This is a genomic window from Sneathiella chinensis (assembly GCF_012720115.1).
Classification (GTDB): Bacteria; Pseudomonadota; Alphaproteobacteria; order Sneathiellales; family Sneathiellaceae; genus Sneathiella; species Sneathiella chinensis.
In genome coordinates this window covers 208,304-226,713 of record NZ_VNWN01000006.1, presented here as the reverse complement: position 1 = coordinate 226,713, position 18,410 = coordinate 208,304, and the positions used below count along the sequence as shown (strand labels likewise).

At 57.6% G+C, this 18,410-nt stretch carries 17 protein-coding genes; 3 read left to right on the top strand and 14 right to left on the bottom strand.

Annotated elements, in window-relative coordinates; genetic code table 11:
* Nucleotides 1-30: 30 nt before the first annotated feature.
* The 7 genes from FQB27_RS11150 to FQB27_RS11120 all read right to left on the bottom strand — a co-directional run bounded on the left by FQB27_RS11150 (nt 31) and on the right by FQB27_RS11120 (nt 6,972).
* Nucleotides 31-2,184 carry an RNA degradosome polyphosphate kinase gene (locus tag FQB27_RS11150; protein ID WP_206374580.1) on the bottom strand — a complete coding sequence of 718 codons (2,154 nt, stop codon included), beginning with the start codon at nt 2,182-2,184 and terminating at the stop codon, nt 31-33.
* A 97-nt stretch (nt 2,185-2,281) separates the two neighbouring features.
* Complete coding sequence (locus tag FQB27_RS11145) at nt 2,282-2,722, bottom strand: DUF2147 domain-containing protein (protein WP_169561125.1); 441 nt, start codon at nt 2,720-2,722, stop codon at nt 2,282-2,284.
* Between the two features lie 25 nt (nt 2,723-2,747).
* Nucleotides 2,748-3,527 carry an SDR family oxidoreductase gene (locus FQB27_RS11140; RefSeq protein ID WP_169561124.1) on the bottom strand — a complete coding sequence of 260 codons (780 nt, stop codon included), beginning with the start codon at nt 3,525-3,527 and terminating at the stop codon, nt 2,748-2,750.
* A 1-nt stretch (nt 3,528) separates the two neighbouring features.
* The gene (locus FQB27_RS16695; RefSeq protein ID WP_206374578.1) at nt 3,529-4,203 is read right to left on the bottom strand and encodes an HdaA/DnaA family protein; all 675 of its coding nucleotides are present in this window, start codon (nt 4,201-4,203) and stop codon (nt 3,529-3,531) included.
* On the bottom strand, nt 4,200-5,282 hold the full coding sequence (locus FQB27_RS11130) for an AI-2E family transporter (protein WP_169561123.1): 1,083 nt from the start codon (nt 5,280-5,282) through the stop codon (nt 4,200-4,202). The genes FQB27_RS16695 and FQB27_RS11130 overlap by 4 nt, the downstream gene beginning before the upstream one ends.
* Before the next feature lie 36 nt (nt 5,283-5,318).
* Nucleotides 5,319-5,846, bottom strand: coding sequence for a CDP-alcohol phosphatidyltransferase family protein (locus FQB27_RS11125; RefSeq protein WP_169561122.1), 528 nt, complete (start codon nt 5,844-5,846; stop codon nt 5,319-5,321).
* 46 nt (nt 5,847-5,892) lie between these two features.
* Nucleotides 5,893-6,972, bottom strand: a complete 1,080-nt coding sequence (locus FQB27_RS11120) for a DUF2066 domain-containing protein (RefSeq protein WP_169561121.1) — start codon at nt 6,970-6,972, stop codon at nt 5,893-5,895.
* Nucleotides 6,973-7,105: 133 nt separating this feature from the next.
* Between FQB27_RS11120 and purM the strand changes: the two genes are divergently transcribed.
* Together purM and purN are read left to right on the top strand one after the other, a co-directional pair.
* A complete protein-coding gene (gene purM, locus FQB27_RS11115; protein ID WP_169561120.1) occupies nt 7,106-8,188 on the top strand; it encodes a phosphoribosylformylglycinamidine cyclo-ligase in 1,083 nt (360 codons plus the stop codon).
* The gene (gene purN / locus FQB27_RS11110; RefSeq protein ID WP_169561119.1) at nt 8,185-8,835 is read left to right on the top strand and encodes a phosphoribosylglycinamide formyltransferase; all 651 of its coding nucleotides are present in this window, start codon (nt 8,185-8,187) and stop codon (nt 8,833-8,835) included. Before purM ends, purN begins: the two co-directional genes overlap by 4 nt.
* Before the next feature lie 36 nt (nt 8,836-8,871).
* Here purN and FQB27_RS11105 read toward each other — a convergent pair whose 3' ends face one another.
* A complete protein-coding gene (locus tag FQB27_RS11105; RefSeq protein WP_169561118.1) occupies nt 8,872-9,615 on the bottom strand; it encodes a TerC family protein in 744 nt (247 codons plus the stop codon).
* Nucleotides 9,616-9,709: 94 nt separating this feature from the next.
* On the opposite strand from FQB27_RS11105, the gene FQB27_RS11100 reads away from it, so the two are divergent.
* A complete protein-coding gene (locus FQB27_RS11100) occupies nt 9,710-10,648 on the top strand; it encodes a hypothetical protein (protein WP_169561117.1) in 939 nt (312 codons plus the stop codon).
* A gap of 168 nt (nt 10,649-10,816) precedes the next feature.
* On the opposite strand, the gene rpsD is transcribed toward FQB27_RS11100, so the two are convergent.
* The 6 genes from rpsD to FQB27_RS11070 all read right to left on the bottom strand — a co-directional run bounded on the left by rpsD (nt 10,817) and on the right by FQB27_RS11070 (nt 18,359).
* Nucleotides 10,817-11,434 carry a 30S ribosomal protein S4 gene (rpsD, locus tag FQB27_RS11095; protein ID WP_169561116.1) on the bottom strand — a complete coding sequence of 206 codons (618 nt, stop codon included), beginning with the start codon at nt 11,432-11,434 and terminating at the stop codon, nt 10,817-10,819.
* 155 nt (nt 11,435-11,589) lie between these two features.
* Complete coding sequence (locus FQB27_RS11090; RefSeq protein ID WP_169561115.1) at nt 11,590-12,345, bottom strand: RNA methyltransferase; 756 nt, start codon at nt 12,343-12,345, stop codon at nt 11,590-11,592.
* Between the two features lie 22 nt (nt 12,346-12,367).
* The gene (gene cimA, locus FQB27_RS11085; protein WP_169561114.1) at nt 12,368-13,972 is read right to left on the bottom strand and encodes a citramalate synthase; all 1,605 of its coding nucleotides are present in this window, start codon (nt 13,970-13,972) and stop codon (nt 12,368-12,370) included.
* A complete protein-coding gene (gene cysS / locus FQB27_RS11080; RefSeq protein ID WP_169561113.1) occupies nt 13,972-15,351 on the bottom strand; it encodes a cysteine--tRNA ligase in 1,380 nt (459 codons plus the stop codon). The genes cimA and cysS overlap by 1 nt, the downstream gene beginning before the upstream one ends.
* A gap of 15 nt (nt 15,352-15,366) precedes the next feature.
* On the bottom strand, nt 15,367-16,698 hold the full coding sequence (gene gltX / locus FQB27_RS11075; protein WP_169561112.1) for a glutamate--tRNA ligase: 1,332 nt from the start codon (nt 16,696-16,698) through the stop codon (nt 15,367-15,369).
* On the bottom strand, nt 16,695-18,359 hold the full coding sequence (locus tag FQB27_RS11070) for an NAD+ synthase (RefSeq protein WP_169561111.1): 1,665 nt from the start codon (nt 18,357-18,359) through the stop codon (nt 16,695-16,697). Before FQB27_RS11070 ends, gltX begins: the two co-directional genes overlap by 4 nt.
* Nucleotides 18,360-18,410 lie beyond the last annotated feature (51 nt).

Genomic DNA, 18,410 nt, shown 5'->3' with positions numbered 1-18,410 from the left:
TACTCTGTTAGTGCTTCTGCCCGGCTTTCCCTATTCCGGCGGGATCAACTTGGGCACAGGTCCGTTCACCTTTAGCGCTTTTCCACGTCCAGATAAAGACGGATTTGTCAAAAAATAGTTATGGGCAGAGAAGCCATCCCCACTGGCGGGATAGCGGGTATATTCCCCATCCGGGCCCAGTGTCCAGGTCTGCTGGGTATCTTTCAGGCAGGCCACCATGATCTGGTCCAGCACCTGACGGCGCACGGTATCGTTGGTCATGGGGACCAATGTTTCCACCCGCCGGTGCAGATTGCGCGGCATCCAGTCCGCCGAGGAAATATAGACCTTGGCCCGGTCCGACGGCATTTCCGCGCCATTGCCAAAGCAGACAATCCGCGAATGTTCCAAAAAGCGTCCGACGATGGATTTCACATGGATATTCTCGGACAGGCCGGGAATGCCGGGACGCAGGCAACAGATACCCCGCACCACCAGACGGATATCCACCCCCGCCTGACTGGCTCGATAGAGCGCATCAATAATCTGGCGATCCACAAGGGAATTCATCTTTGCCCAGACCGAGGCTGGCTTGCCCGCTTTCGCGAACTCGATTTCCTTCTCGATCATTTCCAGCAGGAACGAACTGAGGTTATAGGGCGACAGGCGCAGCTTTTTCAGGCCGTCCGGCTTGGCGTATCCGGTGATGAAATTGAACATCAGGGCCGCATCCTTGGCCAGATCCTTGTCATCGGTAAACAGGGACAGGTCGGAATAGATCCGCGCGTTCGCCGGGTGATAGTTCCCCGTCCCGAAATGCATATAGCTTTTCAGGTTGTTACCTTCACGGCGCACCACAAGGGACACCTTGGCGTGGGTTTTCAAATCGAAGAACCCATAGATCACCTGCGCCCCGGCCCGTTCCAGATCCCGCGCCCACTTGATATTGGCGGCCTCGTCAAAGCGGGCCTTCAATTCGATCAGGGCGGTGACGGACTTACCCGCTTCGGCGGCTTCGGCCAGTGCCTTGACCACCGGGGAATCCGACGAGGTTCGGTACAGGGTATGCTTGATCGCCACCACATCCGGGTCGGCCGCCGCCTGACGCAGGAACTGCACCACAACGTCGAAACTTTCATACGGGTGATGAACGATGAAGTCCTTCAGGCTGATGGCCGTGAACACATCGCCCCCGGCCTCCTTCACCCGCTCAGGATAGCGGGGGGTTGCCGGCTCGAAACACAAATCCGGCCGTTCATTGGTAATCAGTTGCGAGACCGTTGAAATCCCGATAATCCCGTCCACCACTAGAATGGCCCGATCATCAATGTCCAGATTTTCGGTCAGGAAGGCCACCATGGATTTCGACATCCCCTTGTTGACCTTCAGGCGGATCACGCTGCCGCGCTTGCGGCGCTTCAAGGCGCTTTCAAACAGGCGCACAAGATCCTCCGCCTCTTCCTCGATCTCGATATCACTATCGCGGATCAGGCGGAACAGGCCGATCTCCTCCAGCTTGTAGCCGGGGAAAAGCTGGTCCAGAAACAGGGTGATCAGGTTTTCAATACGGATGAAACGGATTTCATCGCCCGGCAGGCGGATGAACCGGCGCAAGGACGACGGGAAAGGCAACAAGGCCCGAAGGGAGCCCATGTTGTTCTTTTCCTTGAACTGCAACAGCATCCCGAAACCCAGGTTCTGAATGAACGGGAACGGGTGTGACGGATCAATGGCCATCGGGGTGAGAACCGGGAAAATCTGTTCCTCGAAATAGGTTCGAAGCCAGCTTTTATCCTCGCGGGTCAGTTCTTTCGTATCGACAACCGCAATACCCGCCTCGCGCATTTCCCCCAGAAGGTCCTTCCAGATGGCCTGCTGGCTGGCGATCAGGCGGCTTGCCTTCTCGTCAATCTGGTCCAACACCTGTGACGGGGTCAGGCCGTCATCACTCATGGTGGTGACCTGTGCCTTGATCTGTCCCCAAAGACCAGCCACGCGCACCATGTAGAACTCGTCCAGATTGGTCGCGGAAATCGACAGGAAACGCAGGCGCTCCAACAAGGGGTGATTCTTGTTCTCGGCCTCCTCCAGAACGCGCCAGTTGAATGACAGCCACGACAGCTCACGATTGATGAACCGTGAATTATCATCAAAATCAACAACTTCCGTTGAAACACGTTCCTCTGTTGTCAAAGGAGAACTCAATTCAGCACCTCATCATCTGGATTAATCGGGCGATCCGCCCCCTTCCATATACAGGTGTTATGTCTCGACTTTATTACAAGGGTCGGCAAAAATACCTTTATTCCACCCGCGTCCAGACCTGTTCCTTGCAGAAAAACAGGACACAGCCCTTTACGGCCAGACTGCCATCCTCATTGAGGCTGAGTTCCGATCCGTAGGTATTGCCATCTTCGGGGTTGTAGATGTTTCCGTCATCCCAGCGTCCCTCCCCGACCTGTTCAAGGCCGGACAGGATATCGATGCCCAGAATGTCGCGGTCCCGCAGGGTTCCATTGCGGTTGTGGATGTCCTTGACCGGTGTGCCCGCATCGTTCAGCGGTTCTTTCAGCCAGACGATCTTGCCGCAATAGGTATCGGCGCTGCATTTGTCGATACGTACATGGCTTTTCGCGCCGACCGTTTGCCACAGCCCGGAAATGTCCTGCTTGTCTGCGGCGGCCAGTCCCTGCCCCGCCGTCAACAGTGAAACGGCCGCAACCATACCGAACAGCCCACGCATGAACATTCCTCCCCGATCTGTTTTATCAAAGGGTACCCGGAAACGCCCCGCCATCCAACAGGATATTTTGCCCGGTAATGAAGCCCGCCTTGTCACTGCACAAAAACGCACAGGCGGCACCAAATTCTTCCGGGCGGCCGAACCGTTTTGCCGGGTTCATCGCGGCCCGCTCAGCGGCGACCTCCTCGATGGTCCGGCCACTGGCCCGGGCAGCCGGTTCCAATGTGGATTTAAGGCGGTCCGTCTCGAACGGTCCCGGCAACAGGCCATTGATGGTCACATTGTGGGCCACGGTTTTCCGTGAAATACCCGCGACAAAACCGGTCAGACCGGCCCGTGCCCCGTTGGACAGCCCCAGAATATCAATCGGTGCCTTGACCGCCGCCGAGGTGATATTGACGATGCGGCCGAACTTTCGTTCCTGCATGCCATCAACGGTCTGGCGGATCAGTTCAATGGCGGTCAGCATGTTGGCATTCAGTGCCTTGTGCCAGTCATCAAGGGTCCAGTCACGGAAATCACCCGGCGGCGGACCGCCCGCGTTATTGACCAGAATATCCGGGTTCGGACAGGCGGCCAGCACATCCCGGCGCCCTTCTTCGGTGGTGATATCCCCGGCAATGGCCGTCACATCAACCCCGTAAGTGGTGCGGATAAAATCGGCGGTTTCCAGAAGCGGTCCTTCGGTCCGCGCCGTGATCACCACATTGACCCCCTCGGCGGCCAGTGCCTCGGCGCAAGCGCGGCCAAGGCCCTTGCTGGCGGCACATATGATGGCCGTTCTGCCCTTCAGTCCAAGTTCCATGTCAGTCTTTCTCCGTTCCCAAAAGGTTGCGAACAAGCGGTATGGTGATTTTCCGTTTTTCCGCCAGCGACAATTCATCAATGGCGGCAACCACCCGCTGTGCCTCGCCAAAGGACCGTTCCAGCCGGGCAATCAGATATTGCAGCACATCCGGGGAAACGGACAACTGGCGATCGGTAAACAGTTTCAGAAGAACCGCCGCAAACAGGCTGTCGTCCGGTTCGGTAATGCGGACAATCTGGATGGCCCCCATGCGGGATTTCAGGTCCGGCAGGCCAAGGTCCCACTGGGCCGGACCGGTGCGGGAGGTCAGGATCATGAAGCCGCTGTTTTCCTTCACCAGATTATAGAGGTGAAACAGCTTTTCCTCATCCGTGGTGGCATCCACATTCTCCAGCACGATGGGGGTGCGGATCAGATCGGTCAGCGCCTCGATCCCCATATGGGCGAGCGATGCCGCATTGACCACACGGGCCCCGGCACGCTGCTGCCACACATGGGCAAGATGGGTTTTCCCCGAACCGCCCGGCCCCTGTATCAGCAGAAAAGGCCCCGGCCAGTCCGGCCAGCGGTCAATCCACGCAATCGCTTCCTGATTGGGCGGTGCGACCAGAAAATCCTCGCGGCCAAGCGCAGACCGGAAATCGAAATCCATGGGAATTTGAGAGGCAATCACTCTTTTGTCTCCTCGCTCCGGGAGGCTGCGTCGTAAATGGGGCTGGCCAGATACTGTTCAAGGGCGAACCGGCTGAGAACCCCGATCACCGCCGCTGCGGGCACCGCGATCAGAACGCCGATAAAGCCGAACAGGGCCCCGCCCGCCAGCAGGCCGAACATGATCCAGACCGGATGCAGGCCCACCTTGTCACCGACCAGGTTCGGCGTCAGAACATATCCTTCCAGAATTTGCCCGACCGCAAAAATGGCACCGACCACCCCGATCAGGATGAAATCCGGCCAGAACTGAAACAGGGCCACCCCGACCGAGGCAATAAAGCCGACAATCGCGCCCACAAACGGAATGAACGAAATCAGACCCGTGACCAGACCGATCACAAGGCCGAAGTCCAGCCCGACGATCAGCAGGGACACCCCGTAAAAAATCGCCAAAATCAGACAGACAAGCGACTGGCCGCGCACAAAACCGGCCAGCACATCATCGATCTGACGAACCAGACGGCGGATCAGTTCAAGGTTCTTGCGGGGCAGCCAGCTATCGATCTTGGCCGTAATCCGGTCCCAGTCTCGCAACAGGTAAAACGCCACAACCGGCGTGATAACCATCAGCGAAATCAGGTTCAGCAGGGCCAGCCCCCCTGTGAGCAGGTTGTTGGACAGGCCTGCGATATTCTTGATGGCATTCCCGGCATAGGCGGTAATCGCGGTTCTAAGCTCCTCGCTTTCCATCAGGGCCGGAATATCCACCACCCGCTCGATCAGGGGGCGGACAAGGTCATAGATGGCAACAATATAGCCCGGCAGAAGTTTCAGAAGCCCGATCAGTTGGTCCACAAGCGCGGGCACCAGCAGGATCACCCCCACCGTGGTGACAATCAGGAACACCCCGACAATCAGCGAGGTCGCCGCCGTTCGCCCCATGCCCTTTTCTTCCAGTTTGTCCGCCACCGGATCAAGGAAATAGGCGACCGCCATCCCCAGAATGAACGGCAGCAGAATATCCCGCAGCAACAGCAGGAACAGGACAAACAGGACGACAAAAATGGCCCAGAATCTGAAATGTTGTTTAAGAGTCATAAAACCCCGTTGAAATCCGTTAGGTAATGCCCGGCCCTAGCCTGCCTGCCGTATCCACTGGCTTAAATAGCTGTATCCGGACATAACCGTGGTCACGCCAACGATATACACGGTCACACCATGTAGCAACCCAAGGTCTACGTCAAAACCGGCGGACCCCAACACCATGGCCGCCAGAACAATCTGGAAAAAGGTGTTGATCTTGCTGATCCGGACCGGCTGGATCGTGATCCGGGTGCCCAGCAGCATGGAAAACAGGATCCCGCCCACAATCAGCACATCCCGGCTGACCACAAGGATCACCAGCCAACTGGCCAGATCGCCCTTCACCCCCAGCGTCACATAGATGGAGACCAACAAGATCTTGTCCGCCAACGGGTCCAGATACTTGCCAAGCTTGGTCACCAGATTGAAATGCTTGGCAATCAACCCGTCAAGCGCATCGGAAATACCGCCAAGCCCGAACAGGATAAACGCCACCAGCATTTCCTCGCGCAGGATCAACCACACGATCACCGGAACGGATACAATTCGGGCAAGGGTCAGACTGTTCGGTATATTCACAATCAATCAGTTCCAGATAACAAGACCAAAGGGCAATGTCATAAGGTCAGTTTGCCTTTTTTTCCAGTGCCCAGAAACCATTTATATTCTCCAGCACCAGATCCCGTTGCGCAAGCGCCCCCTGCAACTGTTCAAGCTGACCGACAAAGGAGATTTCCCAGAAGGCCTGACCAACAGAAACCTCGCGCACCATGATTTCCTGAATGGCAGGGATTTCGCGGGCCCGGCTCTGGATATCCAGCCAGTCATTCAGGCTTTCAATCCGGCTGGACACGGCAATCCGGTTCTCGATGGAGGTATCCAGAACCGTCTGGTCCTTCCAGTCTTCCTGAAGGGTGCCGACCACATCAAAAATGGCCGCCCGGAATACGTCCCGGTCCTCGTCCCCGCCAGTGAAACTTTCAATCACCGCCGTGGTGAACACGTCGCTTCGCTGATAGGACACATCCAGACGCCGAACGCCGCCATCGACTGTCAAGGTGGCCAGTGCCACCAGCACCCCCTTGGCGTTATAAAAGGACTGCAATTCTTCCAATGCTGCCGGATCAAGGGCAACCGCCTGCTCAGCAGAGATAGCTTGTATATCCTCAAGGGTTCCGGCCGGGACCACAACAGGCTGCAACCGGGTCTGGACCCAGTCATCCTGACGCTGCAGGCTGCCTTCCGGCTTTTCGCCGCCTTCAAAGACGGCCAACCATTCATCCCGCCACGGGTTCGGCTCGTCCCACAGGTTCCGTCCGCCCTCGCTGTTAAAGACCGGCAGTACGATCAACGGCTTGCTGATGGTTTCTGAATAGGGAAGGCTGTTCAATTTCAGGATCGGAACCACCTGTTCCCGCCGAAATTCAAAGGTCAGGTCTGCCAGATACCGGGTGGCCGAGGTTTTCTCGTTGGCCACCTGAATGCCAGCGACCATGCCGGTAATCTCAGAATCGGCGATGGATGGCAGGGTGTCATGGTGACTTTTCGGGGTCACCTTTCGCAGCAAGGCCTCAAACGCCCGTTTCTGTCCCTGTTGCAAGGCGACCGAACGGGCTTCGGACGCAGAACCTGCCGTAACGTCAACGGAAATTCCCCGAATTGTGTATAGGTTGTTTTGCGCCGCAAGGGTCGGCTTTATGGACATTGCGAGAAACAGACCGCTAATCAAAGCAATCGTCAGGCGCAGACAGCTATTTTGTTGTGTATCAGTCATTGCAAACCACTGGAAAAACCGTATGTTGACGCTTCGGGACTCTGGAACTGGATACAGCATATATATGAATACCGATAGCTCCAAGAAAAGTTATAGTTATAAGGACGCCGGCGTCGATATCGAAGCCGGGAACGATCTTGTCAATGCGATCAAGCCTTTGGCGGCCATGACCCGGCGACCGGGTGCGGATGCCGACCTTGGCGGGTTTGGCGCCATTTTCGACCCCAAGGCAGCCGGGTTCAAGGACCCCCTGCTGGTTTCCGCAACGGATGGCGTCGGCACCAAGCTGAAAGTCGCCATCGACATGAACAAGCACGACACCGTGGGGATCGATCTGGTTGCCATGTGCGTCAACGACCTTGTGGTGCAGGGCGCGGAACCGCTGTTCTTCCTTGATTACTTTGCGACCGGCGGGCTGGACGTGAACGCAACCCGCGACATTGTTGCCGGTATCGCCGAGGGCTGCAAACAGGCCGGTTGCGCGCTGATTGGCGGCGAAACCGCCGAAATGCCCGGCATGTATGCCAAGGGCGATTACGACATGGCCGGCTTTACCGTTGGCGCCGTGGAACGGGACCAGCTTCTGAAGGCGGACACCCTGAACGAAGGCGACGTTCTGCTGGGTCTGGCCTCCTCCGGGGTTCATTCAAACGGCTATTCCCTTGTTCGCCGCCTGATCGCCGATTTCAAGATGGATCTGGACGCAGCGGCCCCGTTTGATGAAAGCCGCAAGCTGGGCGATGCCCTGATTGCCCCGACACGCATCTATGTGAAAAGCTGCCTTGCCGGCATTCGCGCCGGGCATATCAAGGCCCTGTCCCACATCACCGGCGGCGGGCTGTTTGAAAACATCCCGCGCATCCTGCCGAAAACACTGGTGGCTGAACTGGACGCCGATGCCTGGGACCTGCCGCCGCTGTTCCGCTGGCTGGCCGAGCTTGGCAATATCCAGCCCCGCGAACTGGCAACCACCTTCAACTGTGGCCTTGGCATGGTTGTGGCCGTGGCCCCGGAAAATGCCGAGACTGCCCGCGCCCTGCTGACAGAGCAAGGGGAGACCGTCTTTACGATCGGTCGCCTGACAGCGCGTCAGGACGGACAGGAACAAGTTGTGATCAACAACCTTGAAAAGGCGTTTTCACGGTGAAAGTAGCAGTCCTCATTTCGTCCCGTGGCACCAACATGCAGGCCCTTGTTCAGGCCTGCCAGCAGGAAGGCTTTCCGGCCGAGATTGTCACCGTGGTATCCAACAACCCGGATGCAGCGGGCCTTGAGTTTGCGGCCCGTCACAATATCGAAACCAAGGTGATCAATCACCGGGATTTCGAGGAACGGGAAGATTTCGACAACGAAATCACCAAATACCTGACGGAAAAGAAGGTGGACCTGATCTGCCTTGCCGGTTTCATGCGCCTGTTGACCCCGACATTTGTCAATCGCTGGCGGGACCGGATTGTCAACATCCACCCGTCCCTGCTGCCCGCCTTCAAGGGCCTGCACGTCCATGAACGGGCCATTGATTCCGGTGCCCGCTTTACCGGCTGCACGGTTCACTATGTCCGGGCGGAAATGGATGACGGCCCGATCATCGCACAGGCCGCCGTTCCCATTCATGGCAACGACACCCCCGACACACTGGCCGCCCGCATTCTGGAGCAGGAGCACCGGATTTATCCCCTTGCCCTGAAACTGATCGCGGAACGCAAAGTCAAGGTTCACGGGTCCGTTGCCAAGATTACCGGCGCGATTGAGCCGGATCAGTCACTGATCAATCCGTCGCCGGAAAGCCCGTAACCGATCCCGTCAACCGGACCACTTTTCGGTTAGATCCTATGTCTTTAGAGCCTGCCGTTTTCGGCGGGCTCTTTTTGCGAACATATTGAGCATTTCCACAAAGGCGGAAAAGGCCATCGCCGCATAGACATATCCCTTGGGAACATGGAAGCCCAGACCTTCGGCAATCAGGGTCATGCCGATCATCAGCAAAAACCCGAGCGCCAGCATGACAATGGTCGGATTGGCCGAAATGAAGTTGGACAAGGGCGTCGCCGCCAGCATCATGGCCCCCACGGCCACCACAACCGCCGTTACCATGATCAGGATTTCATCGGTCATCCCCACCGCTGTAATAATACTGTCCAGCGAGAAAACCACATCCAGCAGCAGGATCTGGACAATCACCCCGGCATAGCTGATCGCTTTCGGCTTTTCTTCTTTCTCATCTTCGCTGTCCACATCAACATGATGGTGAATTTCCGTGGTTGCCTTCCAGACAAGGAACAGGCCCCCGCCCAGCATGATCAGGTCCCGCCACGAAAATTCCTGCCCGAAAACCGTAAAGACCGGCTGGGTCAGAGACACAATCACCGCAATCAGGGACAGTAAGCCAAGACGCAGGATCAACGCCAGTGCGATCCCGAGGCGGCGGGCGTTTTCCCGTTGATGTTCGGGCAGTTTGTTGCTCAGGATGGAAATGAAAATCAGGTTATCGATCCCCAGAACCACTTCCATGACAATCAGGGTAACCAGAGCCACCACAGCCGCTGGATCGAGGAAAATTTCCAGAAAAGACATTGTTTTTCCAAATCTTTTGTTAAAACAGAAGGTCGTCAGGTAATTATTTTAACCATAGGCTGCAAGTCCTTGCACGGTTTGATATAAGTCGATCATGAAAAAAATTCTAACAGCCCTGCCAGTCTGCCTGCTGGCAACAGGTCAGTCCCTTCCGGTGATGGCGGATGCCGCATCAGACGAAAATGGCATTCCCAAACAAATCCGCGGCGGCTTCACCAACCCGGATAGCCAGTCCACCCTGCGCCTGTCCCTGACGGAGGGCGAAACAGGCACCTCCCTTCAGGTGACAGACGAAAACGGGCAGGAACTTTCCGTTGCCATCACCGGTGAGATTCTGGAGATCAAGACCTGCTATTCCGAACGGCAGGACCGGGATCATCTTGTCATTTTGGCCTGCGATGATGGCAACGGCCCCAATTGCAGTGGCAGCTATGTCTATCACGACCCGGAAAGCGGCGGATTCGGCCTCTATCAGGAGCTTTCCACCGGCGAGGATGTGGAAACGGATGAAAATTCAGCCGGAGCACTCTGCCTGTGGGAAGAAAAGCGCGATGCCGGTGTCCTGTTCAAATCCTTCCTTGAGGCATGGAGCCCGAAACAGGATGACGGCTATCATGCCGCCTTTACCACCGCAGAGGAAACCGGTGACTTTACCGCCCCGGTCCGCCCCCTGCCCGCCCCGGCACTGGCCACGGCCTTTCTGGGCATGGGTCCCTATCTGAACACCCATGTCTTCATGGGGACGCTGGCCGAAAATGAGAAATGGCAGGTCACCGCCCTTGAACAGCGCAACACCTGTGATGCGGAAGGCCTCGTCCTTGCCCGAAACAAGGAAAGCGGAGAGGTCCTGTCGCTCTATCATATCCCGACGGGATGCAGCAAGGCGGTCAACTTCACCCCGCTTGAGCTGTCCCTGTCTGGCAATGACCTGACCGGATTATTCTGCACGGAATGTGAATGGTATGGAGAATGGGCCGAATTTAAATGGGACCTGACCAACCAGAGGGTCACGTGGCTGTCCAACGCCGACTGAGGCCAGGACGCTTTTGAGGCCTGTGCGCTTCTGAGGACCGCTCGCGACTGCGGCCCCTCCCGACATCCCGGCGAGCCGGAAGGCATAAAAAAAAGCTGCCAGCGGATGCTGACAGCTTTTTTTGTTTCGAATGGGTTGCCCACGCTTGGCGGGCAACCATCCCCCGCCTTAGCGAGAGTAGTATTCGACGATGAGGTTCGGTTCCATGACAACCGGGTACGGAACGTCAGACAGTGTCGGGATGTTTGTGAACGTCCCTTTCATTGTCTTGTGGTCCACGTCCAGATATTCCGGAACTTCGCGTTCTGCGCTGGCAGCAGCTTCAAGCACGATGGCGAGCTGCTTGGACTTCTGGCGCACTTCGATGACGTCGCCCTGTTTCACCTGGTAAGAGGCGATGTTGACGCGACGGCCGTTGACAGTCACGTGACCGTGGTTGACGAACTGACGTGCCGCAAAAACAGTCGGGACGAATTTCATGCGGTATACAACGGCGTCCAGACGGCGTTCCAGAAGACCGATCAGGTTTTCGGAAGTATCGCCTTTCAGACGGACAGCTTCGTTGTACAGACGACGGAAAGATTTTTCAGTGATGTTACCGTAGTAACCTTTCAGCTTCTGCTTGGCGCGCAGGTGAACACCATAGTCAGACAGCTTGCCACGACGGGCCTGGCCATGCTGACCCGGGCCATATTCGCGGCGGTTTACCGGGCTTTTCGGACGACCCCAGAGGTTTTCGCCCATGCGACGGTCAATTTTGTATTTCGCTTGAATACGCTTACTCATAGTGCTTATTCCTATCAGAATTAAAGGATAAGGCATGCCGACGAGGCTTGCACGGAAAGCGGCAATATACTTGCGGCGCGCCGTATGTCAACAGCGAAACAGTATAAAACCGCCTGTTTTCGGCACCCCCGCCTTTGCCGGGATACCGGAAGGGATCAGTCCTTGTCCTGCTCACCCCGCCGGGGCAGGCACAGGCCCTTGACGATGCCCTGAAAGGCGCGAATATCGCTTTCCATCAGGCCGAACCGCTGGAACATGTTCCGCATGTTGCGAAGGATCACCGGTTTTCGCGCCATGATCGGCTCGAAATACCCACGGGCATCCAGTTCGCCCTCAATCCGGTTGAACAGGTGCGCCAGTTCTTCCTTATTGGCCAGACGCTCGCTGTTGCGGATCACCATGTCCGCCGTGTCATCTTCTGACTGGAACCATTCATAGGCCACCAGCAGAACCGCCTGCCCCAGATTGATAGAGGAAAAATCAGGGTTGAGCGGCACCGTGATAATGGTATCGGCCAGCGTCACATGTTCACTGGACAGGCCCCAGCTTTCCTTGCCAAACAGGATACCGGCCTTCTCGCCGGCTGCGGACAGGCTGCGAAGTTCCTGCGCCGCCCCTTTAGGGGTTGCCACATGCTTGATCATGTCACGGGGCCGGGCCGTGGTGGCATACACCTTCTTCAGATCGGCAATCGCCTCCTCGACCGAGGAAAACAGGCGCGCATTATCCAGAACCTCATCGGCGCGGGAGGCCATGGCCACCGCCCGTTCGTTGGGCCAACCATCCCGCGGATTGACAATCCGCATTTCCGTCAGCCCGAAATTCAGCATGGCCCGCGCCGCCGCACCGATATTCTCGCCCATCTGCGGCTCGACAAGGATAATGGCAGGCATCTGTTCAGCCGTTGTCATAGGGTAGTACTTTCTGTTGGGCCTACTTGCTGGCGGGGGCGCCCTCGCGCAGCAGCTTGTACGTGATACTGTCCAGAAGCGCCGCAAAGGACGCATCCACGATGTTGGTGGAAACCCCGATGGTGAACCAACGGTGACGGCTGTCATCGGTGCTTTCGATCATGACACGGGTGGTCGCCTCGGTGCCGGAGTTCAGGATCCGCACCTTGAAATCCGCAAGCCGCATGTCATCGATATAGGCGGAATATTTACCAAGGTCCTTGCGAAGCGCCGTATCAAGCGCGTTGACCGGGCCGTTTCCTTCGGCAACGGACATCAGGCGCTGTCCGTCCACAACAACCTTGACCACCGCATCGGCCACACTGACCAGTTCGCCCTTGGCATTATGGCGACGTTCCACCTGTACGCGGAAACTCTCCACATCGAAATATTCGGGCAGTTGCCCCAGACGCCGCCGGGCCATCAGCTCGAAACTGGCCAACGCGCTGTCATAGGCATAGCCGTGGAATTCCCGTTCCTTCACCTCTTCCAGAAGCCGGTCCACTTTCGGGTCTTTCGGATCGATTTTCAGGCCGAAATCCGAAAGCTGGGCCAGAATGTTGGACCGCCCGGACTGATCGGAAACCGGGATGATCCGGTGATTGCCGACCAGCGGCGGATCGATATGTTCATAGGTGCGCGGGTCCTTCTGGACCGCTGACACATGCAGCCCGCCCTTGTGACTGAACGCCGAGCCCCCCACATAGGCCTGATGCCGATTGGGTGCCCGGTTCAACAATTCATCCAGCAGGTTCGAGACACTTTTCAGGCTTTTCAGCCCCTCGGCCGTGACACCGGTCTCGAACCGGGACTTGAACGGCTCCTTCAATAGCAAGGTTGGGATCAGGCTGACCATATTGGCGTTGCCGCAGCGTTCCCCAAGACCGTTCAGGGTACCTTGCACCTGACGGGCGCCAGCCAGTACCGCGGCCAGTGAACTGGCGACCGCATTTTCCGTGTCGTTATGGGTATGGATACCCACATGATCACCGGGCACATGCTTAACCACCTCGCTGACAATCTCGGACACCTCATGGGGCAAGGTGCCGCCATTGGTATCACACAGAACCACCCAGCGGGCCCCAGCCTCATAGGCTGCCTTGATACAGGCAAGCGCGTATTCCGGGTTGGCCTTGTACCCATCAAAGAAATGTTCGGCGTCATACATGGGCTCCCGCCCCAGCCGGACACATTCCTCGATGCTGGAGGCAATCAGCTCGATATTTTCCTCGTTGGAAATGCCAAGCGCCACATCCACCTGATAGTCCCAGCTTTTCCCGACCAGACAAACCGCCGGGGTTTCCGCATCCAGAACCGCCTTCAGGCCCGTATCGTTAGAGGCACTCCGTCCCGGACGGCGGGTCATGCCAAACGCGGTGAAAGTGGCGTGTTTCAGTTTTGGCGGGGCGGCGAAAAACGCGGTATCGCCGGGATTGGCACCGGGCCAGCCCCCTTCCACATAGTCAATCCCGAGGGCGTCCAGGGCTTCGGCAATAATGGTCTTGTCTTCGACACTGAAATCCACACCCTGCGTCTGCGCCCCATCGCGCAGCGTCGTGTCAAAAAGATATAACCGTTCTTTAGCCATTACGCCCTCTTCCAAGTGGTTCCCTGCGGCCCATCCTCCAGGATAACGCCTTGATCTTTCAGCATATCCCGGATTTCATCCGACCGCGCATAGTTTTTATTTTTTCTTGCATCCAGTCGTTCCTGGATCAATGCCTCGATTGCCTCGGCATCAATTTCACCCTCGCTGCCGCCCTTGAACCAGACATCCGGGTCCTGCTGCAACAGGCCAAGCAAGCCCCCGCCGCTCAGCAGCTTTGCTTTCAGCATTGCACGCGCGGCCGGGTCCGTGGCCTTGTTGGCCTCGCTGGCATAGGCATAAAGCGCCGTCAGCGCCTTCGGGGTGTTCAGGTCATCTTCCAGTGCGTCCAGCACCTCGGCTGCAAAAGCATCCGGGGCGGCCTCAACATCGGAAAGATGCTGCACCGCCGTATAAAGACGGTCCAGATTGGTTCGGGCCTGCCGGACCCCGTCGGCGGTCCAGTCCAGCGGCTGACGATACTGGGCAGACAGCATGTTCAGGCGCAGCGCCTCACCGGGGGCTTCGGCCAGAAGTTCGCGAACGGTTCGGAAATTCCCGAGGGATTTGGACATCTTGTCCCCCTCGACCGTCAGGAAGCCGTTATGCACCCAATAGCGGGCAAAGGTTCCCTTGCCATTGGCGCAGCAGCTTTGCGCCACCTCGTTTTCGTGGTGCGGGAAAATCAAGTCCCGTCCGCCGCCGTGAATATCAAACGTATCGCCCAGTTCCGCCTTGGACATGACAGAACATTCAATATGCCACCCCGGACGGCCCCGCCCCCACGGGCTGTCCCATCCCGGCATATCATCCGTTGACGGCTTCCACAGCACGAAATCCGCCGGGTCCTTTTTATACGGGGCCACTTCCACACGGGCACCAGCGATCATGTCATCGCGATTGCGCCCGGACAGGGCCCCATATTCCGGCATGCTGGTCACATCAAACAGGACATGCCCTTCTGCCTCATAGGCGTGGCCTTTTTCGATCAGCACGGAAATCATGCCGATCATGCCGTCGATATGCTGGGTCGCGCGCGGCTCCCGATCGGGCGGCAAGGCGCCCAGTTCGGCCATATCATCGTGGAAGGCCTGCGTTGTACGGGTTGTCAGGTCCTCGATGCTCTCGTTATTGGCCTCGGCCGCAACGATGATCTTGTCCTCCACATCCGTGATATTGCGGACATAGGTTACATGTTCGGCCCCATAGATCCGGCGCAGCAGGCGGGCCAGCACGTCAAAAATGACAACCGGCCGGGCATTCCCGATATGCGCAAAGTCATACACGGTCGGACCACATACATACATCCCTACATTTGCAGGGTCACGGGGGACAAATTCTTCCTTTTGCCGACTCGCCGTATTGTAAAGATGTAGTGTCACGTCAATTGTCCTTCGTTACGCAGTTTCGCCTGTCAGTCGCGCCATTGCCTTGTCACGGCCGATCAGCACAAGCATCTTGTTCATTTCCGGTCCATGCGGCTTAGCCGTCAGGGCAAGACGAAGCGGCAGGAACAGGGCCTTGCCCTTGACCCCCAGTTCATCCTTGACCGCCGTGGTCCACTGTTTCCAGCTATCGTCATTGAACGGCCCTTCCGGCAACAGGGCAAGCGCGGCTGTCAGGAAGGCCTGATCCTCGACCACCGGAGAGACCGGACCGGTGACAACGTCCCACCATTCGCGGGCTTCCAGCATGGTGGAGACATTCCCCCGGATAGCCAGCCAGAATGCCTCATCCGCGCCGTCAATTGCAAGTTTATCCCGCGCCGCATCCCACGGCATGTCATGCAGCAGCTTGGCGTTCAGGTTCATCAGTTCCGCCGGATCGAACTTGGCAGCGGCGCGGCTGAAACGGGTGATGTCAAAGCCCTCGACCACCTCTTTCAGGGTGTGGCGCACTTCCACATTGTCCGATGTTCCAAGGCGGGCCAGCAGGCTGTTCACGCTCATGGGATCGATGCCGCTTTCACGCAGTTCGCGCAGGGACTGACTGCCCTCGCGCTTTGACAGCGGCCCCCCGTCCGGCCCCATCAGAAGCGGCAGGTGGGCAAATTCCGGCACCCCGGCGCCAAGCGCCTTGAAAAGCTGGACATGCAGTGCCGTGTTGCTGACATGGTCCTCGCCCCGGATCACGTGGGAAATCTGGAAATCGATATCATCCACAACAGACGGCAGGTGATAGAGCGGACGCCCGTCAGAGCGGATCAGCACCGGGTCGGACATGCTGGCGCAATCGACCTCAACGCGGCCACGCACCTTGTCATCCCACGCCACGACTTCCTGATCCAGCAGGAACCGCCAGTGCGGCTTGCGCCCCTCGGCCTCAAACGCGGCCTTTTCCTCGTCACTCAGTTTCAACGCGGAACGATCATAGACCGGCGGCAGTTTGCGGGCCAGTTGGCGCTTGCGCTTATATTCCAGTTCCTCACCGGTTTCATAGCAAGGGTAGATCCGCCCGGCTGCCTTCAAGGCTTCAAACGCAGCGGTATAAGCCTCGCCCCGGTCCGACTGCTTGCGCAGGTCCGACCATTCAAGGCCCAGCCATTTCAGGTCTTCCTGAATGCCCTCGGCATATTCCTCGGTGGATCGCTCCGTATCCGTATCGTCAAGACGGAGCACCATTCCCCCGCCTTCCTTGCTGGCATACAGCCAGTTGATCAGGGCAAGCCGGGCGTTACCGACATGCAGGAAACCGGTCGGGCTGGGGGCAAATCTGAATTTTACAGTCATCTTTTGTCTCTATATCCGTTTGTGATCGGATACCGTCTGTCACGACCAAAATTGCGTGTGGAAAGTTTGACACCCGGAGGCGCCTGACGCCGCTTATACTCGGCGATGTAAAGCAGGTTCTGGATGCGGCTGACCGTTTCAAGCTCGAAGCCGGCCTCAATCAGTTCCGTGACCGATTTTTCTTCCTCGACCAACCCGTGCAGGATCTTGTCCAGCACCTCATAGGGGGGCAGGCTGTCCTCGTCCTTCTGGTCCTCGCGCAGTTCCGCGGTCGGCGGCTTGATAATTACATTAACCGGCATGACCGGCCCCTCCGGCCCCTTGAACAACGGCGAGGAATGCGCGTTTCGCCATTCAGACACCTTGAAGCAGGTGCTCTTGTACAAATCCTTCAGGACCGAATACCCGCCGCACATGTCCCCGTAAATGGTCGCATAGCCTGTGGACATTTCCGACTTGTTGCCGGTTGTCAGGACCATCTTCCCGAACTTGTTGGAAATGGCCATCAGGGTCACGCCCCGCACCCGGGACTGGATGTTTTCCTCGGTGATGTCCGCATTGGTCCCGGCGAACAACGGCCCCATCATGGTCTCGTAGGCATCCACGGCCGGAACAATCGACACACTGTCCAGTCGGGTCCCCAGAAGACGTGCGCATTCCGCCGCATCATCCAGACTTTCCTGACTGGTATATTTGGACGGCATCATCACGCAATGCACCCGATCCGCCCCGAGGGCATCAACGGCTATCGCGGCGCTCAGGGCGCTATCGATCCCGCCGGACAGGCCAAGAACCACGCCCGGAAAACGGTTTTTCTCCACGTAATCCTTGAGGCCCAGAACCATCGCATGATAGAGGCGCTCCAGATCGCCGCCCGGATCCTTCAGATCACTGCTCTGGCAGGCCCAGACGCCGTCCGCGCCCCGCTGCCATTCGGTGACCAGCAAATCCTCTTTCCAGCAGGCCATCTGAACCGGCAGGGTTCTGTCCGCATTCAAAACGAAAGAGCCGCCATCGAAGACCAGTTCATCCTGACCGCCGATCTGGTTCACATACATCAACGGCAAGCCGGTTTCCGTTACCCGCTCCACCGCAAGGTTCAACCGCGCATCCGCCTTGCCATGATCAAACGGGCTGCCATTCGGGATGACCAGCATTTCGGCACCGGTTTCCGACAGGCATTCCGCCACATCGCTGAACCACATATCCTCGCAGATCATCACCCCAAGGCGAACGCCCTTGAAGGAAATCGGCCCCGGCAGGATACCCGGCTCGAACACCCGGATTTCATCGAACACACCGTAATTGGGCAGGTTATGCTTGTACCGGGTCGCGGAAATCCGCCCCTCTTCCAGCAGCATCACCGCATTATACAGCTTACCCCCATCCTGCACCGGCGCGCTCATCAGCATGGCCGGGCCGCCATCAAGGGTCATTTCCGCCAGTTCATCCACCGCCGCCTTGCATTTCCGAATGAAGGAGGGTTTCAGGACAAGGTCTTCCGGCGGATAGCCACAAACAAACAACTCGGGAAAAACAACAAGGTCCGCCCCTTCCGCTTCGGCCTCCTGCCGAAACTCGCGAGCGAGCGCCACATTCCCGTCAATGTCCCCCAGCTTGGGGTTGGCCTGCGCCATGGCAATTTTAAGTGTGTCGGTCATACCCGGTTTTTACCCCCCTCCGCCCGTGGCAGCAATGGGTGTTTTCATCCA

Excerpts from the sequence above, each read along its gene's own strand:
- rpsD (WP_169561116.1), bottom strand. The coding sequence starts at position 11,434 with ATGAGTAAGCGTATTCAAGCGAAATACAAAATTGACCGTCGCATGGGC.
- purM (WP_169561120.1), top strand. The coding sequence starts at position 7,106 with ATGAATACCGATAGCTCCAAGAAAAGTTATAGTTATAAGGACGCCGGC.
- FQB27_RS11140 (WP_169561124.1), bottom strand. The coding sequence starts at position 3,527 with ATGGAACTTGGACTGAAGGGCAGAACGGCCATCATATGTGCCGCCAGC.
- FQB27_RS11130 (WP_169561123.1), bottom strand. The coding sequence starts at position 5,282 with ATGACTCTTAAACAACATTTCAGATTCTGGGCCATTTTTGTCGTCCTG.
- gltX (WP_169561112.1), bottom strand. The coding sequence starts at position 16,698 with ATGACTGTAAAATTCAGATTTGCCCCCAGCCCGACCGGTTTCCTGCAT.
- FQB27_RS11120 (WP_169561121.1), bottom strand. The coding sequence starts at position 6,972 with ATGTCCATAAAGCCGACCCTTGCGGCGCAAAACAACCTATACACAATT.
- cimA (WP_169561114.1), bottom strand. The coding sequence starts at position 13,972 with ATGGCTAAAGAACGGTTATATCTTTTTGACACGACGCTGCGCGATGGG.
- FQB27_RS11090 (WP_169561115.1), bottom strand. The coding sequence starts at position 12,345 with ATGACAACGGCTGAACAGATGCCTGCCATTATCCTTGTCGAGCCGCAG.
- FQB27_RS11100 (WP_169561117.1), top strand. The coding sequence starts at position 9,710 with ATGAAAAAAATTCTAACAGCCCTGCCAGTCTGCCTGCTGGCAACAGGT.
- FQB27_RS11070 (WP_169561111.1), bottom strand. The coding sequence starts at position 18,359 with ATGACCGACACACTTAAAATTGCCATGGCGCAGGCCAACCCCAAGCTG.
- FQB27_RS11105 (WP_169561118.1), bottom strand. The coding sequence starts at position 9,615 with ATGTCTTTTCTGGAAATTTTCCTCGATCCAGCGGCTGTGGTGGCTCTG.
- FQB27_RS11145 (WP_169561125.1), bottom strand. The coding sequence starts at position 2,722 with ATGCGTGGGCTGTTCGGTATGGTTGCGGCCGTTTCACTGTTGACGGCG.